Origin of the sequence: Streptomyces sp. HUAS TT11, assembly GCF_051553595.1 — a bacterium.
Lineage (GTDB): Bacteria > Actinomycetota > Actinomycetes > Streptomycetales > Streptomycetaceae > Streptomyces.
In genome coordinates this window covers 1,955,470-1,978,228 of record NZ_CP196184.1, presented here as the reverse complement: position 1 = coordinate 1,978,228, position 22,759 = coordinate 1,955,470, and the positions used below count along the sequence as shown (strand labels likewise).

Below are 22,759 nucleotides of genomic sequence, written 5' to 3'. Positions count from 1 at the left end.
CTGTCCAGGCCCCCTGAGGGCTGGACGGAGATCACGCTCGGAGTACGAGGCCCAGCATCGAGGTCGTGCGTCAGGAGGTCGAGGCACGGTCGGCCGAGTTCCTCGCCGACGACGAAGTGCTGCCGTCGCAGGACGGCGAGGGGCAGCCCCAGGCCGTCGCCTCGATCTCCGCACTTCGCAAGCGGCTCGCCGAAGCGAGAGCCTGACGCCAACACGTCCGCGGTCGGGCGCTTTTGCCCGGCCGCAGTCCTCCGCGCACATCACATGTGAGTGACCCGCAAGCTTCTTCGGGGTGCACTCGCTCATGAAGGCCGCCCTCAATGGCCGGAGGCCGCGTGTTGCATTCAACGACCCAGGCCGTGCGGTTATATCGTGACAGTGAAGGTGATGGCAATTGACCGGCAGGACACACCGTCATCTGCTGTCCGGTCGCATGCGCGCAAGGTTGTTTCGGTACCGCGAACCCCCGCATCGCAAACAGAGTCGGGGAAGAGCGCCGGCCAGGTGATCGGGTGACGGAGTCATCACCTTCTATTCCAAACCCCGACCCTTCCGTTGTGCATGAGTGGCAGGGTCAATCACGGTCATTCGAGCAGGTCATACGCTCGATGCCGGGTGATGGCGGACACTACTCCACAGTGGCGGAATCTTCATGGCAGACGGCAACGAGAATGCGCGTGCGGGACGACCACGCGGGAACTTGAGCAGGCGACGCCTTCTTCAAGGGACAGCGGGCACCTTCGGTACTGCTCTGGCATCCGCCGGCATCTATGAGTTGATCGACGGTATGGCGAAACCACCGGAACGGGCTGCAGTGGCCGACAGCCCGCCCGTCCAGGAACAATATGTCCTGCAGAACGAACAGGTCGTCATGGTCGATGGCTCGGGCGTGAAGAGTGGTGATGGCACAATTGCGGTCCGGGTGCCGGCCATGCACGATCATGTCATTACCGCAAGGCTGAATGTGCCGGCGAATGCCAAGGCGTTGCAGGAGGCACAGCACCACCTCGAGTCCGCCCTCCTCGGCCTGGAGCGCCGATTTCCGCCCACTCCGACGGGTGTGGCCACCACGGTGGCCTGGGGCCTTCCCTACTTCCGCAACTACATCCCGACTCTGGGAAAGGCATCGGGATTCTTCAGGGCGGGAACACGTTACCCGGCGTATCTGCCGGTCGATTTGACGGCCTCCAAGGCGGAAGGCCATACCGTATATGCGCTGCAGGAGGCCAGGACGTTCCCCAGCGACCAGCCCCCGCCTGGCTTCGGGCCGGTCCGCTTGGAACAGAATGACGTGGTCGTGCTGCTCCGCAGCGACTCGCTCGCCAATATCAAGGAAGCCCAGAACGCCCTCTTCGGGCCGGGGAGCAACCAGGCGGGCAGCCTGTTCAAGGTGACCAGTATCCGCCAGGGCTTCTCCGGGGGCGGTTTCTACGGGCAACAGGGCCTGCCGAGCAAGCTGGCGCTGGCAGCCGGTATCCCCGGTGCACAGTCGATTCCTCGACAGGCGCAGGGCTTCCTCGGCTTCGCCACGACCCTGGACTCGAATATGGGACCCGGCAACATCCCCAGTCTGGAGACCCTGCCCGGCCTCACCGATCAGTGGCCCAACGGCTACTTCAAACAGGGGACCACCATGCATCTCTCGCACCTGTTCCAAGATCTGGTGACCTGGTACGAACGGAACTTTCCGCAGTACGCGGATCGCGTCCAGGCGATGCTCCAGCCCGGTCTCTCGCCCGCGCCCGCGCCCGGTACGCTGGCCCTCCAGCCGCCAGGTCAAAGTGAGGCCGAAGTGGCGCAAGGGGTCCAGCGGTACCACGCCTACGGGCATACGGGGAGCATGTCGCAGGTGGACAGCACCACGTCGCCGACGACCAGCAACTACGGGAAGGCCTATCCCGCGGGGACGACCATCCCCGTGCGCGGCGATTTCGACACGCTGGACAATCCATTCCACTACACATCCGATCCGACGGCAGACCACTACAGCAAGGAGCTGGCGGCCGGATTGCACTTCATTTCGTTCCAGCCGACGATTTCAATCTTCAATCTCGTTCGGCTCTCGATGGACGGCTACTTTCCCGATATGACACTCCCCGTCGCACCGCGTAGCCCGCACGCCGGCATCAACTCGGTCCTGACCACGACTCACCGGCAGAACTATCTGGTTCCACCACGTCGTCATCGCTCTCTCCCGCTCGCGGAGTTCCTCGTCTGACGCGAACGCGCGCCGCCTCCTCCAGCCGCCGGGTCCTGCGGCGGAGGTCGTGGCCCTGCCCTCGGTATCGGCCAGGATCCCGCGCTCGACGAGCCGCTTGAGCTTCAGGCGGGTGTTGTTGACGGTGGTGGGCGCGATCAGAGCAGGTTCATGGCTTCGCACACCTGCCGTGTCCGCAGCGGGCCGTCGGCCGTGGTGAACACCGCCATGATCTGCTGGTAGGCCGGACGGGCCGGCAGTTACGGCGCGGGCGGGACCGGCTCGGCAGCTCCAGCAGCGTCTTGTGGGTGATGCGGATCTCCTCGGCGGCGCGGTGGAACTCCTCCAGTTGCGCGGGAGGCAGGCGCCATCGCCACCGAATGCGTCTTGCGGACGTCAACTAACCTGTGGACCAAAGCACATGACGATGTGAGCCGTCCGAGGGAAGCCGGTCGGTGCATGATGGGACCATGACGAGACGCGCAAGGGTCGTGGTCGGTGCGGTGGCGTTGGTCTGCGGCCTGGCGGCCGTCTGGCTGATCCTGCTGGTCGTCCTCGGAGACCTGGACAGCGCCAATCAGGCAGAGAGCATCATCGGGGTCCTGCTCGGCCTGGGCGGATTCGTGGTGTCCGTGTATGCACTGTTCCGTCCCTCCGGTGACCAGGCACCGGGCGCGATGGTGGAAACGCGGGGGTCGCGCTCGATCGCTGCGGGAGGGCACATCGGCCGTGCCGTGACCGGTGACGGCCTCAGCCGGACTACTGCATCCGCCCCCGCTGCACCGCCCTTCGACCGACCCCCGACTGGCCCCGCCTCCTCGGTGCGCGCCTCGGGCGAGCGGGGGATCGCGGCGGGCGGCAGCATCGGTGAAGCGGTCACCGGCGACGAAGGGCAGTCATGACCTTCAGGCGGGGCGGGAGGGGAACTGGCCCACCCGGCGGACGCGGCTCCTCGCCCAGGGCGGTGGCCTTCGGAAATCGGTCGGTGGCTGCCGGGGGTCACATCGGCGGTGTGACGACGGGCGACAACAGCCCCCTCCATGTGACGATCAACCAGCACCACTACGGCGCCCCCGACGAGCTGCTGGAGGTCGCCGACCAACTCGCGCTGGCGATCGGGGCGCAGTGGGAGGCCGAGGCACAGCTCCGCAGGGTCAACGACCAAAACACCTTGCCGGTGCCGTGGGTGGCGCCGGACGCCTCGCTCTTCGAGGACTGGACGTACGCGGTCTCCGCGTCCGGCGACGGACCCGCCGGGGTGGGGTCCGGGGCCGAGGAGTGGGCCGACGGCCCTGAGGACCTCGCCGCCACGGAGGGCGGAATGCTACAGCTCCTCGACCGCGTGCCGAGCGGACGGCTGGTGGTGCTCGGCGGGGCCGGCTCCGGCAAGACGGTCCTGCTGGTACGGCTGACGCTCGACCTCCTCGCTCGCCGTCGTGCCACCGGACGCGGCCCGGTGCCCGCGCTGCTCTCCCTGGCTTCTTGGAACCCGGCCGCAGAGGACCTCCGCACGTGGTTCCTGGGGCAACTCGCCATCAGCCACCCGGGTCTGTCGGCCCGAGTGCCGGGAGCGGGCGCCGACATGAGCCTGGGACAGGCGCTGCTGGCCCGCCACCTGGTGATGCCGGTACTCGACGGGCTCGACGAGATCCCGCAGTCGGTGCGCGGCCGGGCACTCGACCGCCTCAACGAAGGTCTGCACAGCGGGGACCGGTTGGTGGTGGCGGCTCGGACGGACGACTACCGCGGCGCCGTCCACCCGACGGGAGCCTTGTCGGTCAAGCTCCGTGCCGCGGCCGGTGTCACGCTGGGCGATCCCAGCCCCGAAGCGGTCAGGCGGTATCTGGAACGTGAGGCGGGCAGCCCGTCGGCGGCGGCCGACCGGTGGGCGCCGGTGCTGGCCCGGCTCGGCGACGCCTCGCCCGTCGGGCGGGCGCTGCATACGCCGCTGGCAGTCGCCATGGCGAGCGACATCTATAACCCCCGCCCGGGCGAGGGCCTGGGAGCGCTGCCGGACCCCGCCGAACTGTGCGACGAACGCCGCTTTCCCACGCCGGAGGCGGTGACGGCCCACCTGCTGGACGCAATGGTCCACGTCGCCTACCGGCCGCACCCCGATCGGGCACGACGCAGCCGCTGGACGGCGGACGAGGCGAGACGGTACCTGACGGAGCTGGCGAAGCACCTCGAACAGAACGTGGACGGCAGCACCGACCTCGCCTGGTGGCAGCTGCGTCGCGCGGCCCCGGGGCGGCTCTTCGTCGCGGTGTTCGCCGGGACACTGGGCGTGGTCTTCGCGGTGGCGATGGGACTCTGCACCGGCAGTTGGATCAGTGTGGCGGTCAGCGCCGCACTAGGTCTGTTCTTCGGGGCCACCGCGGGTGGAGCGGCCGCCGCGGACGTTCGTTCCAGCGCGACGGTACGTCCCCCGCTGGGTCGCCTGCGGTGGCCGGCCGCTCTCACGGTCGGCGGGATCGCCCTGACGGCGACCGGGGTGGGGGTCGGGTTCGCGACGGCGGGCCTCACCGGGGTGCTGGTGGGCTGCGCGGCGGTGAGCGCGGTGGCGACGGTGGCCGTCTGGTACGCCTGGGGGTCTGGGGCCGTTGCCGGGGTTCCAGCCGATCTGACCACCGCTGCTGCGCCGCGGGCGTTCCTGGCCCGCGACCGCCGGGTCTTCTGGGCGATGTCCGCGACGATGGGACTCGGTTGGCTGCTCTCCTTCGGGCTCGCCGGCCTGACGGTCGGTTCCACCGCCGTCCTGGGTGTCGGGCTGTGCTTCGCCGTGCTGTTCGCGGGCGTGGGATTCAGCGAGAGCGCCTGGGGGATGTACGCCGTCACCAAGGGCTGGTTGTGTCTCGCCGGGCGACTGCCCTGGCGCTTCGTGGGTTTCCTGGTGGACGCGCACGAGCACAGAGGGGTGCTGAGGCGGGTGGGCGGCGTCTACCAGTTCCGCCACGCCCAGTTGCAGAAACATCTCGCCACCCACCGCTGAGCGCTGGTCGACCAGGGCTTCAGAGGGCCTAAGTGACGTGCCGCCTTTTCGCGCTTGCAGCTGGGGCTGTCGGGCTGGTGGTGGCCTCTCCGGGTGCCTATGGCCGTGGCGGGGTGAACACTCCCTGCCCGGGCTCGATCACGACCCCGTGTGAACTTCAGCCGGACGTTGTTGACGTTGCTGGGCGCGATCTCCAGATCCATCGCCTCGCAGACCGCCCGTGCCCGCAGCGGAGCGTCGGCTGCAGCGAACACCGCCATGATCTGCCGGTAGGCCGGATGGTCCGGCAGCTTCGCGGCCGGCGGCGTCGGCGGGGACGGATCAGGCAGCGCCAGCAGGATCTTGCGGGTGATGCGGACCTCCTCGGCGACCCGGTCGAACTCCTCTAGCTGCGCGGCGAGTTCCGCGATGGACGCGGCCAGCACCACCACTGCGATCACCAGGCCGAGAACATCAACTGCCAGGCCGCGCTTGCGGCCGGGGACTTTTTGCCGCGTCCCTTCCGGTGGTGTCGGCGGGCACAGGCTCGGGTCGGCCTTGCGCCCGCGGCTCTCGCGGACCTGCCAGCGCGGCAGGTCGTGGATGGTCTGGTCGGTGCCGTCGTCGCGCCACTTGTAGAAGTAGTACTTCACCGCGTCGACCGGGGGCAGGCCGTGCGAGAGGTACCCCCACTGGCAGCCGGTACGGGACTGGTAGAACAAAGCGTTGACGATCTCCCGCATCTCGTAGGCGCCCTGGTGGCCGCTGACGGAGGGATGCTGAGTCTTCCATGAGGCGATGACGGGCTCGATCAGGGCCCACCGCTCGTCGGACAAGTCGCTCTTGTAGAGGTGGCGGTCGCTCACGATGAACACTCCAGCACGACATGACTCCCCGATCAGTCCCGATGCGCCTGTGCCACACGTTCCAGTGGCGACAAACACGGCAGCACGTCACATATCGCCCTCTCAGACGGCGGCGGGCAGGCGGACCTCGAAGCGGCAGCCGCCGGGGACGTTGCACACCGCCGCCCGCCCCTGGTGGGCCTCCACGATCCCCCGCACGATGGCCAGTCCGAGCCCCGCTCCGGCCGGTGGGGCGCGTGCGCCGGTGCCGCGCCAGCCGGTGTCGAAGACACGGGGCAGGCCCTCGCCTCCGTCGTCCGCCCGGGGAGCGTCGAAGCGGTAGCCCACGCCCCACACGGTGCTGATCAGCCGGGGGCGCGCGGGGTCGTCCTCGATCTTCTCGCGCAGGCGTCGGACGTGGACGGTGACGGTCGACAGGTCGCCGAACTCCCAGCCCCACACCCGCCGCATCAGCTCCTCGCGGCTCGTCGCCTGCCCGGGGTTGCGCAGGAAGTATTCCAGCAGGTCGAACTCCCGGATGGTCAAGGGGAGTTCGGTGCCGCGGCGGGTGGCTCGGCGGGCGTCGGGGTCCAGCTCGAGCGGTCCGGTGCGCAGCCGGGCGCGGCCCCTGAGGCGGGGGCTGCGGCCAGTGCTCCGGTGCGACGCAGTACCGACTGCACCCTGAGGACGAGTTCACGGGGGCTGAAGGGTTTGGTGACGTAGTCGTCCGCTCCGACCTCCAGGCCGAGGATGCGGTCCTCCTCGTCACCGCGCGCCGTCAGCATGATCACCGGGAGCGGTCCGTCGCCGCGGATGCGGCGGCAGACCTCCAGGCCGTCCATGCCGGGCAGCATCAGGTCCAGCACCACCAGATCGGGCGGCCGGACCCGGGTATGGGCCACGGCGGCGGGACCGTCGCCGGCCACGTCGACGTCGAAGCCCGCCCGGTTCAGATATCCGGCGACGTGGGCGGTGCCGGGGTGGGCGGCGGCTCGGCACGGGATGCGGTTGTTGGAGAGGAGGGGATTGCGGCGCGGACAAGTGAAGCTCGCTCCATGCAATTCCTCCGTGCCGAGCCTTCTGTTTTTCTGCGCGACCTGTTCGGGATGTGTCTCAGACCGCAAGACGTGCCGCGATGCCGTCCAGGACGCAGTCCAGACCCGTCTCGAACTGCCATTGCAGATCGTCCTTGCGCTCGGCCTCGCCGATGTAGCGTGCGTACATCGGGAAGCGGCCGGTGCTCATGAGCCAGGTCATCTGCGAGGCAAGTCCGGTCCGGGCCTCCTCACGGCTTGACCAGCCCCGCACCCGCAGCAGTTGGGTCAGTCCGATCTCCGAGTCGACGGCGCCGTGCACATACGCGGTGACGGTGCTGTAGACCGCCATCGCGGTGTCCGCGTCGAGTCCGAGGCCGTCGAGCGCGGCGAGCGCGGCCTCCGGCACGGCCAACTGGTGCGGGGTGGGCGCACACCAGGTCGCGCGGGTCACCCATGAGTGCCGCAGCAGGACCTCTCTGATGCGCAGGGCGAGCGAGCGCATGGTCGTGCGCCAGCCGTCGGTGCCGTCCGGCAGGTCCAGCTCGCCGTAGACGAAGTCGACCATCAGCTCGAGGAGTTCGTCCTTGCCCGTGACGTAGCGGTACGCGGCCATGGGGGCGACGCCGAGCTCGGTGGCGAGCCGCCGCATGGTGACCGCGTCGAGGCCCTCGGCGTCGGCGATGCCGACCGCGGTTCTGGCGATCCGCTGGGGGGTGAGGGTGGTGCGCGGGGCCGGCGTGGGGCGTTCGAGGCGTTCCCACACGGAGACGTGGTCCCTGTCCTCGGTCTCTGCCTGTCTCTCCTGGGAGGCCATCGCATGGGTTCCTTCCGCCGAACAGTGCTGTGTACAGCGTATCAGCAGTAGACAACGTACACTCTGATGTGTACGTTGTACGTCGAGGATACGGCGTACGCAACTGGAGGTGCTTTCCCATGGCCGACGCGACCGGAACCCCCTGCGGACCGCGGTGATCATCGGCAGTACGCGGGACGGGCGGTTCGGCCCGGTCGTCGCCGACTGGATCACCGGGCGCATCGGCGAGCGCGAGGACATGACGGCCGACGTGGTCGACCTCGTCGAGACCCCGCTGCCCACCGTCTTCCCGGCCTTCGGTCAGGCCCCCTCCGAAGAGGTGGTGGCCCGACTCGGTGCGGTGACGCCGCGACTGGCCGAGGCCGACGCCTTTGTGATCGTCACCCCGGAGTACAACCACAGCTTCCCGGCTGCGCTGAAGAACGCCCTCGACTGGCACAACGAGCAGTGGCACGCCAAGCCGGTCGGTTTTGTGTCCTACGGCGGCCTCGCGGGTGGCCTGCGCGCGGTCGAGCATCTCCGGGTCGTCCTCGCGGAACTGCACGCGGTGACCATCCGCAACACCGTCAGCTTCCACAACTACGGCGAGATATTCGGCGCCGACGGCAGGCCGACCGACCCCGGCTGCGAGGTCGCCGCCAAGGCCATGCTCGACCAGCTCACCTGGTGGGCGCACGGCCTGCGCGAGGCCAGGAACGCCCGCTCCTACGCTATCTGACGGATCGCCACTTCAGCTTCGGGGGAGGCCATGAACGACCCCGCGACACCCACTTCCGCAGCCGACTCGCCCGCCCTGCCCCGGCTGGGCGTCTTCGGGCTGATGCTCGGCATCTTCCTGGCGACCCTCGACGGGCAGATCGTCAGCACCGCGCTCCCCACGATCGTGGGCGACCTCGGCGGACTCGACCATTTCTCCTGGTCGGTGACGGCGTATCTGCTGACCATGGCCGCCTCCACGCCCATCTGGGGCAAGCTCGGCGATCTTTACGGCCGCAAGGGCGCCTACACCAAGTCCGTGATGCTGTTTCTGATCGGCACGGTGCTGTGCGGCATGGCCCGGAGCATGGGCCAGCTCATCGCCTTCCGGGCCGTCCAGGGACTGGGCGCGGGCGGGCTGATGGTCGGGGCGCTGTCGGTGATCGGTGTGCTGGTACCGCCGCAGGAACGCGGCCGTGTCCAGTCGATGGTGGGGGTCATGCTGCCGGTCGCCTTCGTCGGCGGACCGCTGCTCGGCGGATTCATCACCGACTACCTGGACTGGCGCTGGACGTTCTACGTCAACGTGCCCCTCGGCATCGTCGCGCTGCCGGCCGTCAGCAAGGGCGTACGGCTGCCCGCCCGGCGGGTCACGGGGCGTGTGGACTACCTCGGCGCGGCCCTGCTCACCAGCGGCATCCTGGCGCTCACCCTGCTCGCGAGCTGGGCCGGAACCACCTACGCCTGGTCGTCCTGGCAGATCGCCGCGCTCGCCGTCGTGGTCGTGCTCAGCCTCGCCTGGTTCGTCCGCGTCGAACTGCGCGCCACCGAACCGATCACGCCGCCCCGGCTGTTCACCAGCAGGGAGTTCACCCTCGCCCAGGTCCTCAGCCTGCTCGTCGGCGCCGTCCTCGTCTCCGTCATCAACTACCTCCCGCAGTACATGCAGTTCGTCCAGGGCGCCTCGCCCACGGTCAGCGGCATGCTGATCCTGCCGCTGATGCTCGGCATGCTCACCGCCCAGCTCACCACCGGACGGCTCATGGACCGCGGGGGACTGGACCGCATCGTCCCGCTCACCGGCGGCACCGTCACCGTGGCCGGTGCGATGCTGCTGCTCCTGCTCGGCGCGGACACCCCGCTCGTCGCGGCCTCGGCGCTGACCCTGGTCGTCGGGGTGGGCGTCGGCATCCTGATGCAGAGCACCCTGCTCACCACCATGAACAGCGCCGCCCCGCGCGACATGGGCGCCGCCACCGGCACCGTCACCCTGGTGCGCACCATCGGCGGGTCTCTCGGTGTCGCCGTCCTCGGCGCCGTCCACAGCAGCCGCATGGCGGACGTCCTGGCCGAGCAGCTCGGCTCCGGCGCGGAGAAGCGGCTGACCGCCGGCGGCGAACTGACTCCGGCCCTGCTGAGGGACATGTCCGCCCGCGTGCGCCACACGGTGCAGGACGCGGTCAGCAGCGGGCTCCACGGTGTCGTGGTCGGCGCGGCCGTCCTGTCGTTGATCGCTTTCGGCACGGCGTGGTTCATCCGCGCGACCCCGGAACCCGAGCCGGCGGCCGCTGCGACCGCGACCCCGGGAAGCGCACCGGACAAGGACTCCGTCCGCACTCCGCACGTGGACTGAGTGCGGCCCGGCCGCACCCACGCACCATCTCCCGTCCAAGCCGCCGACCGTACGGTGTCATCCCGCGTCGCCGTGCGGTCGGCTCCCGATCGAAGGCGAAGACTGATGCCCGCGAATCCGGTCGAGCGTGCCAGGGACGTCCTGGTCCGTCCCTTCTCCCTGGGCGGTCTCACCCTGCCCAACCGTGTCGTGATGGCTCCGATGACGCGCGAGTTCTCCCCCGGTGGAGTGCCGGGCGAAGACGTGGCGCGGTACTACGCCCGGCGGGCCGCCGGCGGCGTCGGACTGATCCTCACCGAGGGCACCTACATCGGACATGACTCGGCGGGCACCAGCGCCCGGGTGCCGCACTTCCACGGCGACGAGGCGCTGGCCGGCTGGTCCGCGGTGGCCGAGGCCGTCCACCGGGAGGGCGGCCGGATCATGCCGCAGCTGTGGCACGTCGGCATGGACCGCACCGCGGGCAACCCGCCCGTGCCGGGGGCTTTGGCGATCGGGCCCTCAGGTATCGCCCTGGACGGCACGCGCTCGGGTCGCACGATGACCCGGTCCGACATCGACAACGTGGTCGCCGCCTATGCGACGGCCGCGGCCGCGGCCGAGGTCCTCGGCTTCGACGGCGTGGAGATCCACGGCGGTCACGGTTATCTGGTCGACCAGTTCCTGTGGGCCCACACCAACCGGCGCACCGACGGCTACGGCGGTGATGTCGCCCGCCGGACCCGGTTCGCCGCCGAGATCGTGGCCGCCTGCCGGGCGGCCGTGTCGGCGGACTTCCCGATCTCGTTCCGATTCTCGCAGTGGAAGGTGAACCACTACCCGGCCAGGATCGCCGAGACCCCGCACGAACTGGAGACCGTCCTCGCCCTGCTGGCCGAGGCGGGCACCGACATCTTCCACTGCTCCACCCGGCGCTTCCACCTCCCCGAGTTCGAGGGATCCGACCTCAACCTCGCCGGCTGGGCGAAGAAGGTGTCGGGGAAGCCCGCCATCAGCGTGGGCTCGGTGGGTCTGAGCAATGAGTTCCTCCAGGTCTTCCAGGGGGAGCAGGCCGGCGTCACCGACATCGTGGAACTGCTCGACCGCATGGAGCGCGAGGAGTTCGACCTCGTCGCCGTCGGCCGTGCCCTCCTCGGCGACCCGGAGTGGCTGACGAAGGTCCTCGCCGGACGTACCGAGGAACTGAACCCCTTCCACGTGGGACTCGTCGGCGGCCTCCATTGACCCCTGCGGCCGCACACCCGGCAGCGGGCTCCTGATTCCCGTCGCTCCGGAGACGGCGCCGGAGCGACGGGGCGCGCGCCCCGAGCACGGCGCGGTCCCGTGGCCGCCGGCGCGACCCGGGCGTTGCTGTGTGCTGCGGCCCCCCCAGCGGTCGGGACCGCAGTGCCCGGGACCGGTCACGCCGGCCTCACGGCAGACGGTCACACATCCGGCACCGCCAGGACCTCGGCCTCAGGGTCGGGGTCCGCACGTTTTCGCGGGGGCGGACACCTTCGCCGGTACGGGCAGCGATGCGGCGGGCCCACCATGACGTCCGCCGAGCAGCAGAAGCAGGCCGATCCCGGTTCGGCCCACGGTGAGTTCGCTGCTCGGCTGTTCGAGGTCTTTCCTTGCGCCGTTCAGGGGGCCCGCCGGTGCGATCTCGGCCTCGCCTTCGTTCGCCGCGCATTGACTGCCCCCTGCCGCGCGGCAGGGATCCGTTCGTCGTAGCCCTCCTCGCGGTCGACCGCCATGCCCGCGTATCCGGTGCCGGCCGGCACCGCAAGAGAAGGGACTCGAATGCGCGTACTGCGACTGCGGCGTCTCGCACTGAGCGCACTTGCGTCAGCACTTTTTCTGGTCGGAGCCGCCCCGGCCACCGTCCAGGCCGACGAAGTCCGTGCCCAACGGGCCGCCCGCGACTGCCCGGTCACCCATCGCTCGGCCAGTACGACCATCGCTCCGCCGACGGGGCTGCAGAACTACTACCACAACGACTGGCGGCTCGGGCCCAGCCATCTGCCCCGGACCGGGCCGATCGGGAGGATGCTTCGGGGCTACCAGCCGCAGGACAGCACATCGCAGTACTGGTTCCTGGGCTGCTACTGGCAGACGAACCAGCAGAACCAGTCCGGTTGGTGGTACCCGGACAACAACGGGTTCGTGCTCCGCAACGGTCGTCCGGTCCAGTCGACGAGGACCCTCAAGGTGGGGCAGCTGGTCGACCTCTTCGGCAGGGGTACCGGCAACTTCCTGGCGCCCGCGGGCACGCCCTACACGAAGCGCGCGCTCCCGCCGACCAACCTCGACGAGTACGACCCGTCCGCTCCCGCGTACAACTACCACCTCTACCGGGTCACCAAGGCGTTCACCGTCCAGGCCGGTCCCATCAGGCCCTGGTTCGGCCAGCCGGGGCTCGGCGAGCAGTACGTGACCAGCGCCACCATCCCCAGCCTGGTCGCCACGCAGAACCTGGAAGAGATCACCTCCAGGGGATAGAACCTCCCGACCGGTGCCCGGGGCGCGCCACTCGCGCCCCGGCCCGGATCGACGCGTCCGGCCGCGCCCCCGGCCCGCGCGTGCGCCCACCGGGCAACCGCCGTCCCCGCGCCGGGTCAGCGGCCGGCCGTCGCCGACCCGGCAGGGAGCAGATGCCGCAGTTGCGGCTCGGTGCGCGACAGGGCCCGCACCCGCTCCAGGACCTCCTGGTCGAAGCCGGTGGTCCGTTCATGATGCTGCCTCAGGTGCTCGTCCCAAGTGGGCACTTCGAAGACCTCGTACACCTTCGCCGGGTCCGCCGCGTCCTGGTACAGCCGCCAGCGGGTCGCACCGGTACGGCGGCGGGAGCGGGACAGCCGCCGGGCCGCCGTGAGGAACTCGGCCAGATCCTCGGGGCGCACTTCGTAGCCGACCTCCACCAGCACGGGGCCCGTGTCGCCGACGGTGTCGAAGACCAGGGCGGGCTCCGGCCAGTGGGCGGAGACGGTCCGGTCGAGCGTGCCGGTGTCGGGCAGCAGCGGGAGCAGCGGGAGGCTCGCCGCACCGGCCACCAGCAGCAAGCCGGCGAGCACCAGCGCCCCTTGGGCGCCCAGCGGACGCGCGACGAACCCCCAGAGCAGCGAGCCGACGCCCTGGCCGCCGAGGAAGACGATCAGGTAGACCGCGAGTGCGCGGGCCCGGACCCAGGCGGGGAGCGTCAGCTGCATGGAGGTGTTGAGCGTCGACAGGGTGACCAGCCACCCCAGCCCCGTCGCGACGGACACCGCGGTGACGACGAGCAGGCTGGTGGAGCGGGCCGTGACCAGAGCGCCGGCGCCGTAGAGCAGGCCTGAGCCCACCAGAAGTTGATTGGACGTCAGCTTCCTGCGCAGCCGGCCCATGCCCAGCGCCCCGGCCACCGCGCCCGCCCCGAGCGCGGCGAGCAGCAGGCCGTAGCCGCCGGAACCCTGCTTCAGGTGCCCGCTGGCGATCACGGGCAGCAGGGCCCACAGGGCGCTGGCGGGCAGGACGAACAGGGCGGCCCGCCACAGGATCCGGCGCACGCCCGGGGCGTGGCGCACATAGCGGCCCCCTGCGTGCAGCGCGGCGACGACCGCCTCCGGCGCGGCGTGCTCCTCCCCGCTTCGGCGCCAGCGCAACAGCGCCAGGATCACGGCGGTGAACGAGACCGCGTTGATGGCGAACAGCACCCAGATGGAGGTGAACGTGAGCAGCAGGCCCGCGAGGGCCGGGCCGACCGCGCGTGCCACGTTGACGCTGAGGCTCCCCAGAGCGGCCGCGGCCGGGATCTGCTCCCTGGGGACGAGTTCGGGCTGGATCGCCTGCCACGCGGGGTTGCCGACGGCCTGCCCGCAGCCGAGCAGGAAGGTGAAGGCGATGAGGACGGCGGGCGTGGTCCGTCCGGTGGCGGTCAGCACCGTCAGCAGCGCGGCGAGAACCGTCGTCGCGCTCTGGACGCCGATGAGCAGCCGCCGCCGATCCAGGACGTCGGCGAGCACACCCGCGGGGAGCGACACGAACATCACCGGCAGCAGGCTCGCCGCCTGCACAAGCGAGACCCAGGTGGCCGCGCCCGGACGGTGCACCAGCATCCACTGTGCTCCCACCGCCTGCATCCAGCCGCCGACGGCCGAGCCCAACTGGGCGGCCCAGAGCATGCGGTAGGTCGGATCTCCCAGAGGCCCCCCGCTGACACGGGGGCGAAGCCGGATCGCGCTCACCGCCCCATCCAACCATCTCGCGCTCGACCCGACGGCCGGGGCGCCGCATGAGGCCGGTCGCCGACTCGAGCGGTGCCGAGCATGTGAGGAGGAGAGCAGGCAGGGTGCCGCGCGGGGGACCTGCCCCGGGAGATCGGGGAGTTGTGGCCGGCGGACACCGGACTGCCCGGCGGGCTCGGCCGGCGCGGAGGACAGTCCATCCCTTCGTGGCCATGTGCCGGAACCGGGATGCCGGGGTCCGTCAGCACCTGCGCCATGTGGCGGCCGGCCCGGACAGCATCATCCGGGAGTCGGAGGTCACCAACCCCGCCGTGGCCCCGCCCCCCCTGCCCGCCGAGCCTCGCCCGGCTCGTGATCCGCCGGGACGGAAGGGTTCCGGCACTCCGGGTGGTCCCCCGTCCCGCCGAGGTGAGCTTCCACCGTCGGCGGGACGACCGGTCGGCCGCACACCATGACCTCACCACAGCCCCGTGCCGGCCCGGACGGGCGTTTCCGTACGCACAGGGCCCCGGACCGACGCCTTCGTCAGGGGGCGGTCGCCGGTGTGTCCACGACCATCCAGTCGAGCACCGGGGTGCTCTGCAGATAGACCAGCACGCACATGAAGAGCATGAAGACCACGCTCCACACGATGACCCGGCGGAAGAGGATTCCTTCGCGGCCCTCGAAGCCGACCGCGGCCGCGGCGATGGCGAGGTTCTGCGGCGAGATCATCTTGCCGAGCACGCCACCCGAGGAGTTGGCCGCGGCCATGAGGGTCGGCGACAGGCCGGCCTGGTGGGCGGCGGTGATCTGGAGGGCACCGAACAGCGAGTTGGACGAGGTGTCGGATCCGGTGACGGCAACGCCCAGCCAGCCGAGGATCGGGGAGAGGAAGGCGAAGGCGCCGCCGGCCCCGGCCACCCACAGACCCAGCGTGGTGGTCTGACCGGACTCGTTCATGATGTAGCCGAGTCCCAGCACCAGCATGACGGTGAGCACCGCGAACTTCAGCTGGTCCAGGGTGCGTCCGTAGGCACGCAGGGCGCGGCGCGGCCCGACCTGGATCAGCACCATGCTGATCAGACCCGCTATCAGCAGCAGACTCCCGGCTGCCGAAAGGTAGTTGAGTTTGAAGGTGGTGGCGACCGGGTCGCCGTTCGCCTTGAGGATGTGCAGCCCCGGCCAGTTGACGATGTGTGTCACCGACTCCAGGCCGGTACCGGTCGCGCCGACCCCGGTCGGAGGCTTTCCGGTGATCGCCGGAACCCGGGTGGCCAGTACGAACACCACGATGATGGCCAGGTAGGGCGCGTACGCCTTGAAGACGTCCAGCGGCGAGTCGTGGAAGTCGCGGTCGGCGTCCGCGCGGGCCCGGGTCAACACCTGGCTGTCCGCGGACTCGTCGCGGCCCGTGGCCGGTTCGCCCCCGGGGGTTCGCGGCCTGCGGGAGCCGCCGTCGGAACCGTCGAGTCCCTCGTCCTCGTCGCTCTCCTGGTACGTCTCCTCGGCATGCCACAGACGGGTGAACACCAGGACCGCCAGCGCGGAGGCGAGCGCGGCGACGATGTCGGCGAGCGGCACGGACCAGAAGTTCGAGGACAGGTACTGGAACACCGCGAAGGACACACCGCAGACCACCGCCGGCGGCCAGGTCTGCCGCAGCCCCCTGCGGCCGTCCACGATGAACACCAGCGCCAGCGGCACGAACAGGGCCAGGATCGGGGTCTGCCGGCCGACCATCGCGCCGAGGTCGTCCACGGGCAGGCCGGTGACGCCCGCCAGTGTGGTGATCGGTACGGCGATCGCGCCGAACGCCACGGGCGCGGTGTTGGCGACCAGGGCGACGGTGGCCGCCTTGAGCGGCTTGAAGCCCAGGGCGATCAGCATGACCGCACTGATCGCGACGGGGGTGCCGAAACCGGCCAGCGCCTCCATGAGGGCGCCGAAGGAGAAGGCGATGATGATCGCCTGCACCCGCTGGTCGTCGCTGATGGACGCGAACGACCGGCGCAGTACGTCGAAGTGACCGGTCTCCACGGTCAGGTTGTAGATCCAGATCGCGTTGATGACGATCCACATGATGGGGAAGAAGCCGAACGCGGCACCCAGCAGACCGCTGTTGAGCGCGTCGGCGACCGGCATCGAGTACACGGCGACCGCGAGCACCACGGCGACGACGAGCGAGATCAACGAGGCGAGCCACGCCTTCATCCGCACCACGCCGAGCAGGACGAAGAGGACCAGCAGCGGAAGGATCGCGACGATGGACGACAGTCCGAGCGAATCGCCCACCGGACTGTAGTCCTGCTGATAGTTGGCGAGGAACATGGAGCACCCTTTTCTACGACGCCGGAGATGAGGGGGCCGCGCCACGGATCGGCACCGTGGTGGTCGGGGGGATGGCGTACGTGACGACGGCGCCGGGAACGCGGGGCGCGCGCTCGGGCAACTGTCGTGCGGGGACGCCGCGGACGGCGGCATCGAGCACCTGCACGGTGGGGGCGAGGGGCTTGCTTCGCACATGCGGGCGGACGTGGTCGCGACCTGTATCCAGTACCCGGGGACGGCGGTCAGCCTCGGACGTGACCCGGGAGCAGGGGGCCGGCACCGCCTTGGTCCTGCGTTCACCGGGACCGCGGGCGGGCCCGTGACGCAACAGGTGGCACGTTCCGGCGCTCACTCCCGCGCAGACGCGGGATCTGATGCGGTGTCCCATGCGGGTACTCCGAGTTGGCGACGAGGTCGATTCCACTACTCGGTAGACACCAACCGAATGGTGGAAGAATGCAGTGGTGCCGGAGCTGTGTCAAGGGTCACACGTGACCTGCGTACAGGCGCACTCCCGCCGGAACGAGGGGTGTGCGGGCAGACGTCCGTCGCCCGGGGCCGTCGCCCGGAAGAGGAGGAGGCCGCAGGCGTTACCGCGCGGGTCGCCGGTGTACGGCGTCGGCGACGACGGACGTCACGAACCTGTTGACGGCCGCGGTGTCCGGTGGGCCGGGTTCGCGGTCCGTGAACAGCAGATGCCCGCCGCCGACGAGGGAAAGGGTGAGTGAGCCGATGTCGGCGTCCGCTGCGATGCGGCCCAGATCGCGCTCGTCCCCCAGGTAGGCGGAGACGGCGGTCGTGGCCTGGGCGAGGATCGCGATGCCGCCGCCGGGTGCGGCGTGCCGCAGCCGCGCGCGCAGCCGGTCCCGGAAGGTGACGAGCGGGATGATCGCCATCGGGATCGGTCCGAACAACGTGGTCAGCGCGCCGGTGAGGTTGTCGGCGACCGCCCCGGTGCCGGCGGACTCCCGCAGTGCACTCGCCCGGGACTCGAGTTGTGCGGCCCGGTGGGAGCGTCCCGGCACACGGCCACCGGACGCGCGTGGTGCGTACGCATGGCCGACCGCCCCGTCCCCGCCGGAATTCACCGTCTCGTCCGTGCGGCCAGGATCAGAAGCCGCGCCGGTGGAGCAGCAGGTCGGCGACGACCGGCCGGTGGTCCGAGGCCGCGGTCTCCTCCTCGCGGGCGCCGGTGACGGTGACCTCGGGGGAGACCGCCACGACGTCGATGCGCTTGACCGGGGCGACCGCCGGATAGGTCTTGCCGCCCTGCGGGGCGGCGTCGGCGAGCGGTCCCCACAGCTTCGCCAGTTCGGGGGCGCCGGGCTCGGCGTTGAAGTCACCGACGAGGACCTTCGGCCCGGAGTCCGCGGCGAGGATGCCCAGCATGTCGTCGACCTGGATCCGCCGGACCGCCGGGTCGGCGCGGTAGTCCAGGTGCGTCGAGTAGATGTGCACGGCGGTTCCGCGGACCCGGACAGTCACCTCCGCGAAGCCGGGGGCGGGGGCCGGCACCGGGTTGGTCTCCTGCGTGGACAGGCGTGTGATCTCGTGGTTCTCCGCGCGCACGATCGGGTGGCGGCTCAGGATCGCGACGCCGTACCGACGCCGTTCCGTGTGCTCCGGTGCGGGCGGCAGGTCGTAGATCGGGGCGAAGAAGACACGCATGTGCAGCCGTTCGGCCAGCTCGCGCGCCTCGTCGGTGAAGTTGCTCCGGGTGTCCCAGTGCACGTCGACCTCCTGGAGGCCGATCACATCGGCATGCAGGGCCCGGACGGCATCGGCGGTGCGGTCGAGGTCGAAGACGTTGTCCTCGCCGGCCCCCGCGTGGATGTTGTACGTGGCCACCCGCAACGGCACACTCCGGGCCGCCGGTCCGTCGGCGGCCGGCTGGCGGGCCGTGGCCACGCCGGGCGATGTCGCACTGAACGCCACGAAGGCGAGGACTCCGGCGGCCAGCGTGCGGCAGGCGGCGATGCGATTCCTGCGTTTCACCCGATGCTCCAGATGCTCGACGGACTGACGATGTGCTGCGGGCGTGGCACCGGCGGCACGGCCGGCGACCGCTCGAGACGCGTCTCCTGCACGCTCGCACCATCCGTACCCACCCGCCGGGCCCGGCGATCATTGCGAGTAGGGGTGACGGTGGTGCGCCGTGCGCCCACCATCCAGTCCTACATTGGAAGGTGACTCCCACCGATCCAGGGGTGAGCGACATGATCAGTTCCCCGGTACCCGAGCGCGGCCCGCAATCTGGCGCACGCCGCCTGCGCGAGTTGTTGGCGGCGGGCGATCTGGTGACCGCCCCCGGAATCTACGACGGACTGACCGCCGCCCTCGTCGAGCGGCGCGGCTTCCGGGCCGCCTATGTGAGCGGGGCGTCGGCGTCCGTGTCCCTGCTGGGGGAGCCGGACCTGGGCCTGATGACGGCGAGCGAGATGGCGGCGCACGTCGCGAGGCTGCGGGCGGCGACGTCGCTGCCGTTGATCGTGGACATCGACACCGGATACGGCAACGAACTGAACGTGCGGCGGACCGTCGAGACATACCGGCGCCTCGGAGTCGCTGCCGTCCACATCGAGGACCAGGTCTTCCCCAAGAGGTGCGGCCATCTGGACGGCAAGGCGGTCGTGCCCGTCGAGGAAGCGGCGTCGAAGGTGCGGGCGGCGGTCGCCGCCCGTGGGGACGACGAGATGATCATCATCGCCCGGACCGATGCCCGTGCGCCGCTCGGGTTGCGGGACGCCATCGACCGGGCGAACGCCTACGTGGATGCCGGCGCCGACATGATCTTCCTTGAGGCGCCCAGGAGCAGGGGCGAGCTCGAAGAGGTGGCGCAGAAGGTGCGGGCACCGCTGGTGGCCAACGTGATCGCACGGTCCAGGACTCCGGTCCTCCCGGCCGCGGATCTCGGCCGGCTGGGCTTCCGTCTCGCGATCTACCCTCTGCTGTCCGCCGCTGCCGCCGCAGCCGCTGTCGACGCCGCCCTGTCGACGCTCGCCGAAAGCGGACTGCCGCCGACGGACGTCCACGGTCCCGCGGAACTGTTCGGCATCGTCGGCCTCGACGGCTGGCTGGACTGGTCGGAGGAGTACACGGGGTCCACCGCGGCCGGGTCCGCGACGGACTGACCGTCCGTACGACACGCATCGAGTGGAGTTCGTACACGACGGTGTTTCGTTCATGCCTTTGCGGTGAGCCGCCGAGTGGCTGTCTATCATCGACCACGAAAGGCGCGGCATTTTCGCGGTCAATGGGACAAGGGACGGTCCGTTGAACACACAGCGGAAAGGGCGGGGCGACGCGGCCACCGGCCGGGCGATATGACGGGCCTGCGCCTGACATATGAGTAGCGCACCGACGCTTGCGACCTCTCGGCCGGTCGGCGCCGGGATTTTCGCCGCCCGGCGGGGTTCCCCTGCACAGGGATTCCGGCATCATCAGCCGCCTTTCGGTGTGACCTGCGCATGGTCCGCCGCCGTCCGAGCCGGAGAGAGAATTCATGACGCTGTCTGCCCTGTTGGAAGCCGTCGACCCGCCACAACTCCTCCCCGCGCGTGAGCAGATGGCCTTCACCTTGGGCTTCCACATCATTCTGGTGCCCTTCGGCGTCGCATTCACCTTCATGATGCTGATCTGCCAGTACCGTGGGCTGCGCCGTGGCGATCAGCAAGCGCTCCTCCTGGCGCAGCGATGGTCCAAAGTGGCCGCCGTGCTGTTCGCGGTCGGGGCCGTGTCCGGTACGGTGCTGACTTTCGAGTTGGGCCTTCTCTGGCCCGGGCTCATGGGCAAGTACGGTTCGGCGTTCGGTTTTCCGTTCGCCATCGAAGGGCTTTTCTTCTTCCTCGAAGCCATCTTCATGGCCATCTACATCTACGGCTGGAAGAGGCTGCCACCATGGCCCCACTTCTTCACCGGCGTGGTGGTCACCCTGTCGGGTGTGGGCGGCACGGCCTCCGTCATCGCTGCCAACAGCTGGATGAACCAGCCGGCCGGGATCCTGGTGAAGAACGGGCGCGTGGTGGACGTGATCCCGTCCAAGGTCTTCTTCAACGGGGCTTTCTGGTGGGAGATGGTGCACATGCTCCTCGCGGCGTACATCGTCGCGGGGTTCATGGTCGCCGGGGTGTACGCATGGGACCTGCTCAAGGGGCGTCGGGACCATTACCACCGGCTCGGGTTCCTCGTCCCGTTCACGGTCGCCGCGATCGCCATGCCACTGCAGTTCCTCGTCGGGGACACCATCGCGCGCCAGGTCTTCGACAGGGAACCGGCCAAGTTCGCCGCCATCGAGATGGTGCCGACCACCGGCACCCACATCCCGGAGATCCTCGGCGGCGTCTATATCGACGGCGAGGTGCGCTACGGCATTCCGCTCCCCGGCGTCGCCTCGATCCTCGCCGGTTTCCGCCCCTCGACCACGATCAAGGGGTTCGACGCGATCCCGCCGGACGTACGCCCCGACGACGCGGTGGTCAGCGTGGTGCATCTCGCCTTCGACGTGATGGTGGGCACCGCTTCTCTCCTGCTCCTGCTGGCCCTGTGGTTCGCCTGGCTGTGGTGGCGGCGGCGCGAGGTGCCGATGAACCGCTGGTTCCTGCGCAGTTCGGCCGTGGCCGGTCTGGTCTCGCTCCTGTCGCTGGAGAGCGGCTGGGTGGTGACCGAGGTCGGCCGGCAGCCCTGGACCGTCGTCGGGCTTCTGCTCACGCGGGACGCGGTCGCCACTCAGGGCAATCTGTGGCCGCTGTTCGCCACGGTCCTCGCGATCTATTTCTGCGTCGGTGCCGGTGCCCTGTTCGTGCTCCGGACCATGCGCCGCCGGTGGGCGGAGGAAGGAACCGATGCCGTGGCGGTCCCGTACGGCCCCCGGCCGGCAGCGGCGATGAACGGGCGCACCTCCGGAGCTGATGACGCATGAGCACTGTGATCGCCGTGATCCTGTTCGTCGGTGTCATCGCCTACGCCCTCTTCGGCGGAGCCGACTACGGAGCCGGTTTCTGGGATCTGACGGCCGGGGGCGAGACGCGGGGGCACCGGGTCCGCGAGCTGATCAACCTCTCCCTCAGTCCCGTGTGGGAGGCCAACCACACATGGCTGGTCTTCTGTCTCGTCACGATCTGGACCGGCTTTCCCCGGGCCTTCACCGCCATCACCACGACCTTGTACATCCCACTGGGCCTTGCGGCGCTGGGGATCGTCGCCAGAGGAGCCGGCTTCGCCTTCCGCCATGCACTGACCGAACGTCAGGCACAGCGCATCAGCGGTGTCGCGTTCGCCTGTTCGTCGGTGCTCACCCCGTTCTTCTTCGGCACCATCGCGGGCGGGATCGCCTCGGGACGCGTGCCGTCGGCGGGGCACGGTGACGCGCTGTCCAGCTGGCTCAACCCGACCTCCATCCTGGGCGGAATCCTCGCGATCACCGTCTGCGCCTACCTCGCCGCCGTGTTCCTGACCGGGCAGGCCCAACGTCGAGCGGACTCCTCCCTGGAGCACGCATGCCGTCTCAGAGCCTTCGCGGCGGGCGTCGGCGGGGGAGTGGTGGCCCTGGTCGGCGTGTACGTCCTGTACTCGGACTCCCCACGTCTGTTCCACCAGTTGAGGACGGTGGGCGCGCCGCTCCTGGCCGTCTCGGGCCTGTGCGGTCTCGCCGCGCTCGTCCTGCTGCGCCGCGGCCGTCCGCCGGTGGTACGTGCCCTGGCAGCCCTCGCGATCGCCACCGTCGTCGCCGGATGGGGAGTCGCCCAGTATCCGTATCTCCTGGGCACCCATCTGACCATCCAGCAGGCGGCCGCGCCGTCGGCCACCCTGTGGGTGCTGCTCGTGGTCTCCTGCGTCGCGGCCGCCCTGATCGCGCCGTCGCTCGTCCTGCTCTACACCCTTCAGCTGCAACGCAAACTCGGCTGACCGAACCGGGTGCGGTACGCCGTCCACACCCGCTCCGACCGATCCGCGCGCGAGACGTCCGTCCGATCTGCACGGGAGAAGAGCGGGACGGCCGAAGCACGGGCGCCGGGGCCGTGTTACAAGTGTCCCCTGGCAGGCAGCAACAGGAGA

At 70.0% G+C, this 22,759-nt stretch carries 16 protein-coding genes and 2 pseudogenes; 11 read left to right on the top strand and 7 right to left on the bottom strand.

What is annotated here, in order from left to right:
* Nucleotides 1-65 precede the first annotated feature (65 nt).
* The 4 genes from ACSHXN_RS09065 (at nucleotide 66) to ACSHXN_RS09050 (ending at nucleotide 5,189) form a co-directional block, all read left to right on the top strand.
* Nucleotides 66-206: a hypothetical protein gene (locus tag ACSHXN_RS09065; protein WP_355138575.1), complete on the top strand. Its 141-nt coding sequence runs from the start codon at nucleotides 66-68 to the stop codon at nucleotides 204-206.
* A gap of 446 nt (nucleotides 207-652) precedes the next feature.
* Nucleotides 653-2,218: a DUF7405 family protein gene (locus ACSHXN_RS09060; protein WP_438302899.1), complete on the top strand. Its 1,566-nt coding sequence runs from the start codon at nucleotides 653-655 to the stop codon at nucleotides 2,216-2,218.
* Nucleotides 2,219-2,667: 449 nt separating this feature from the next.
* A complete protein-coding gene (locus tag ACSHXN_RS09055) occupies nucleotides 2,668-3,099 on the top strand; it encodes a hypothetical protein (protein ID WP_355138579.1) in 432 nt (143 codons plus the stop codon).
* Between the two features lie 83 nt (nucleotides 3,100-3,182).
* Entirely contained in the window at nucleotides 3,183-5,189 is a 2,007-nt protein-coding gene (locus ACSHXN_RS09050; protein ID WP_355138581.1) for an NACHT domain-containing protein, read from the top strand.
* Here the strand turns inward: ACSHXN_RS09050 and ACSHXN_RS09045 are convergent.
* From ACSHXN_RS09045 to ACSHXN_RS09035, 3 genes and pseudogenes are all read right to left on the bottom strand, one after another.
* Nucleotides 5,138-6,034: a transposase gene (locus ACSHXN_RS09045; protein WP_438302898.1), complete on the bottom strand. Its 897-nt coding sequence runs from the start codon at nucleotides 6,032-6,034 to the stop codon at nucleotides 5,138-5,140. The two genes, ACSHXN_RS09050 and ACSHXN_RS09045, sit on opposite strands and share 52 nt — an antisense overlap.
* Before the next feature lie 102 nt (nucleotides 6,035-6,136).
* Nucleotides 6,137-7,017 (bottom strand): annotated as a pseudogene (locus tag ACSHXN_RS09040) (winged helix-turn-helix domain-containing protein).
* 109 nt (nucleotides 7,018-7,126) lie between these two features.
* The gene (locus ACSHXN_RS09035) at nucleotides 7,127-7,864 is read right to left on the bottom strand and encodes a TetR/AcrR family transcriptional regulator (RefSeq protein ID WP_355134134.1); all 738 of its coding nucleotides are present in this window, start codon (nucleotides 7,862-7,864) and stop codon (nucleotides 7,127-7,129) included.
* A gap of 109 nt (nucleotides 7,865-7,973) precedes the next feature.
* Between ACSHXN_RS09035 and ACSHXN_RS09030 the strand changes: the two genes are divergently transcribed.
* The 4 genes from ACSHXN_RS09030 (at nucleotide 7,974) to ACSHXN_RS09015 (ending at nucleotide 12,674) form a co-directional block, all read left to right on the top strand.
* The gene (locus ACSHXN_RS09030) at nucleotides 7,974-8,582 is read left to right on the top strand and encodes an NADPH-dependent FMN reductase (RefSeq protein ID WP_438302897.1); all 609 of its coding nucleotides are present in this window, start codon (nucleotides 7,974-7,976) and stop codon (nucleotides 8,580-8,582) included.
* Between the two features lie 30 nt (nucleotides 8,583-8,612).
* On the top strand, nucleotides 8,613-10,193 hold the full coding sequence (locus ACSHXN_RS09025) for an MDR family MFS transporter (protein WP_438302896.1): 1,581 nt from the start codon (nucleotides 8,613-8,615) through the stop codon (nucleotides 10,191-10,193).
* Nucleotides 10,194-10,298: 105 nt separating this feature from the next.
* The gene (locus tag ACSHXN_RS09020; protein WP_355134128.1) at nucleotides 10,299-11,417 is read left to right on the top strand and encodes an NADH:flavin oxidoreductase; all 1,119 of its coding nucleotides are present in this window, start codon (nucleotides 10,299-10,301) and stop codon (nucleotides 11,415-11,417) included.
* 558 nt (nucleotides 11,418-11,975) lie between these two features.
* Nucleotides 11,976-12,674 carry a TNT domain-containing protein gene (locus tag ACSHXN_RS09015; protein ID WP_355134126.1) on the top strand — a complete coding sequence of 233 codons (699 nt, stop codon included), beginning with the start codon at nucleotides 11,976-11,978 and terminating at the stop codon, nucleotides 12,672-12,674.
* A 116-nt stretch (nucleotides 12,675-12,790) separates the two neighbouring features.
* Here the strand turns inward: ACSHXN_RS09015 and ACSHXN_RS09010 are convergent, their stop codons facing one another.
* From ACSHXN_RS09010 to ACSHXN_RS08995, 4 genes and pseudogenes are all read right to left on the bottom strand, one after another.
* On the bottom strand, nucleotides 12,791-14,332 hold the full coding sequence (locus tag ACSHXN_RS09010) for an MFS transporter (protein ID WP_438302895.1): 1,542 nt from the start codon (nucleotides 14,330-14,332) through the stop codon (nucleotides 12,791-12,793).
* A gap of 588 nt (nucleotides 14,333-14,920) precedes the next feature.
* Nucleotides 14,921-16,705 (bottom strand): L-lactate permease, encoded by a 1,785-nt coding sequence (locus ACSHXN_RS09005; RefSeq protein ID WP_383355426.1) that lies wholly within the window; start codon nucleotides 16,703-16,705, stop codon nucleotides 14,921-14,923.
* A 590-nt stretch (nucleotides 16,706-17,295) separates the two neighbouring features.
* A pseudogene (locus ACSHXN_RS09000) lies at nucleotides 17,296-17,712 on the bottom strand (TetR/AcrR family transcriptional regulator); the annotation flags it as partial.
* Nucleotides 17,713-17,815: 103 nt separating this feature from the next.
* Nucleotides 17,816-18,700, bottom strand: coding sequence for an endonuclease/exonuclease/phosphatase family protein (locus ACSHXN_RS08995; protein WP_355134118.1), 885 nt, complete (start codon nucleotides 18,698-18,700; stop codon nucleotides 17,816-17,818).
* 221 nt (nucleotides 18,701-18,921) lie between these two features.
* Here ACSHXN_RS08995 and ACSHXN_RS08990 point away from each other — a divergent pair, with 221 nt between their 5' ends.
* From ACSHXN_RS08990 to ACSHXN_RS08980, 3 genes are all read left to right on the top strand, one after another.
* Nucleotides 18,922-19,836 carry an isocitrate lyase/PEP mutase family protein gene (locus tag ACSHXN_RS08990; RefSeq protein WP_356292478.1) on the top strand — a complete coding sequence of 305 codons (915 nt, stop codon included), beginning with the start codon at nucleotides 18,922-18,924 and terminating at the stop codon, nucleotides 19,834-19,836.
* Nucleotides 19,837-20,207: 371 nt separating this feature from the next.
* Complete coding sequence (locus ACSHXN_RS08985; RefSeq protein WP_438302894.1) at nucleotides 20,208-21,623, top strand: cytochrome ubiquinol oxidase subunit I; 1,416 nt, start codon at nucleotides 20,208-20,210, stop codon at nucleotides 21,621-21,623.
* Nucleotides 21,620-22,609, top strand: a complete 990-nt coding sequence (locus ACSHXN_RS08980) for a cytochrome d ubiquinol oxidase subunit II (RefSeq protein ID WP_355134112.1) — start codon at nucleotides 21,620-21,622, stop codon at nucleotides 22,607-22,609. Before ACSHXN_RS08985 ends, ACSHXN_RS08980 begins: the two co-directional genes overlap by 4 nt.
* The last annotated feature ends 150 nt before the right edge of the window (nucleotides 22,610-22,759 follow it).

Excerpts from the sequence above, each read along its gene's own strand:
- ACSHXN_RS08980 (WP_355134112.1), top strand. The coding sequence starts at position 21,620 with ATGAGCACTGTGATCGCCGTGATCCTGTTCGTCGGTGTCATCGCCTAC.
- ACSHXN_RS08990 (WP_356292478.1), top strand. The coding sequence starts at position 18,922 with ATGATCAGTTCCCCGGTACCCGAGCGCGGCCCGCAATCTGGCGCACGC.
- ACSHXN_RS09035 (WP_355134134.1), bottom strand. The coding sequence starts at position 7,864 with ATGGCCTCCCAGGAGAGACAGGCAGAGACCGAGGACAGGGACCACGTC.
- ACSHXN_RS08985 (WP_438302894.1), top strand. The coding sequence starts at position 20,208 with ATGACGCTGTCTGCCCTGTTGGAAGCCGTCGACCCGCCACAACTCCTC.
- ACSHXN_RS09020 (WP_355134128.1), top strand. The coding sequence starts at position 10,299 with ATGCCCGCGAATCCGGTCGAGCGTGCCAGGGACGTCCTGGTCCGTCCC.
- ACSHXN_RS09055 (WP_355138579.1), top strand. The coding sequence starts at position 2,668 with ATGACGAGACGCGCAAGGGTCGTGGTCGGTGCGGTGGCGTTGGTCTGC.
- ACSHXN_RS09010 (WP_438302895.1), bottom strand. The coding sequence starts at position 14,332 with ATGCTCTGGGCCGCCCAGTTGGGCTCGGCCGTCGGCGGCTGGATGCAG.
- ACSHXN_RS09060 (WP_438302899.1), top strand. The coding sequence starts at position 653 with ATGGCAGACGGCAACGAGAATGCGCGTGCGGGACGACCACGCGGGAAC.
- ACSHXN_RS09025 (WP_438302896.1), top strand. The coding sequence starts at position 8,613 with ATGAACGACCCCGCGACACCCACTTCCGCAGCCGACTCGCCCGCCCTG.
- ACSHXN_RS09015 (WP_355134126.1), top strand. The coding sequence starts at position 11,976 with ATGCGCGTACTGCGACTGCGGCGTCTCGCACTGAGCGCACTTGCGTCA.
- ACSHXN_RS09005 (WP_383355426.1), bottom strand. The coding sequence starts at position 16,705 with ATGTTCCTCGCCAACTATCAGCAGGACTACAGTCCGGTGGGCGATTCG.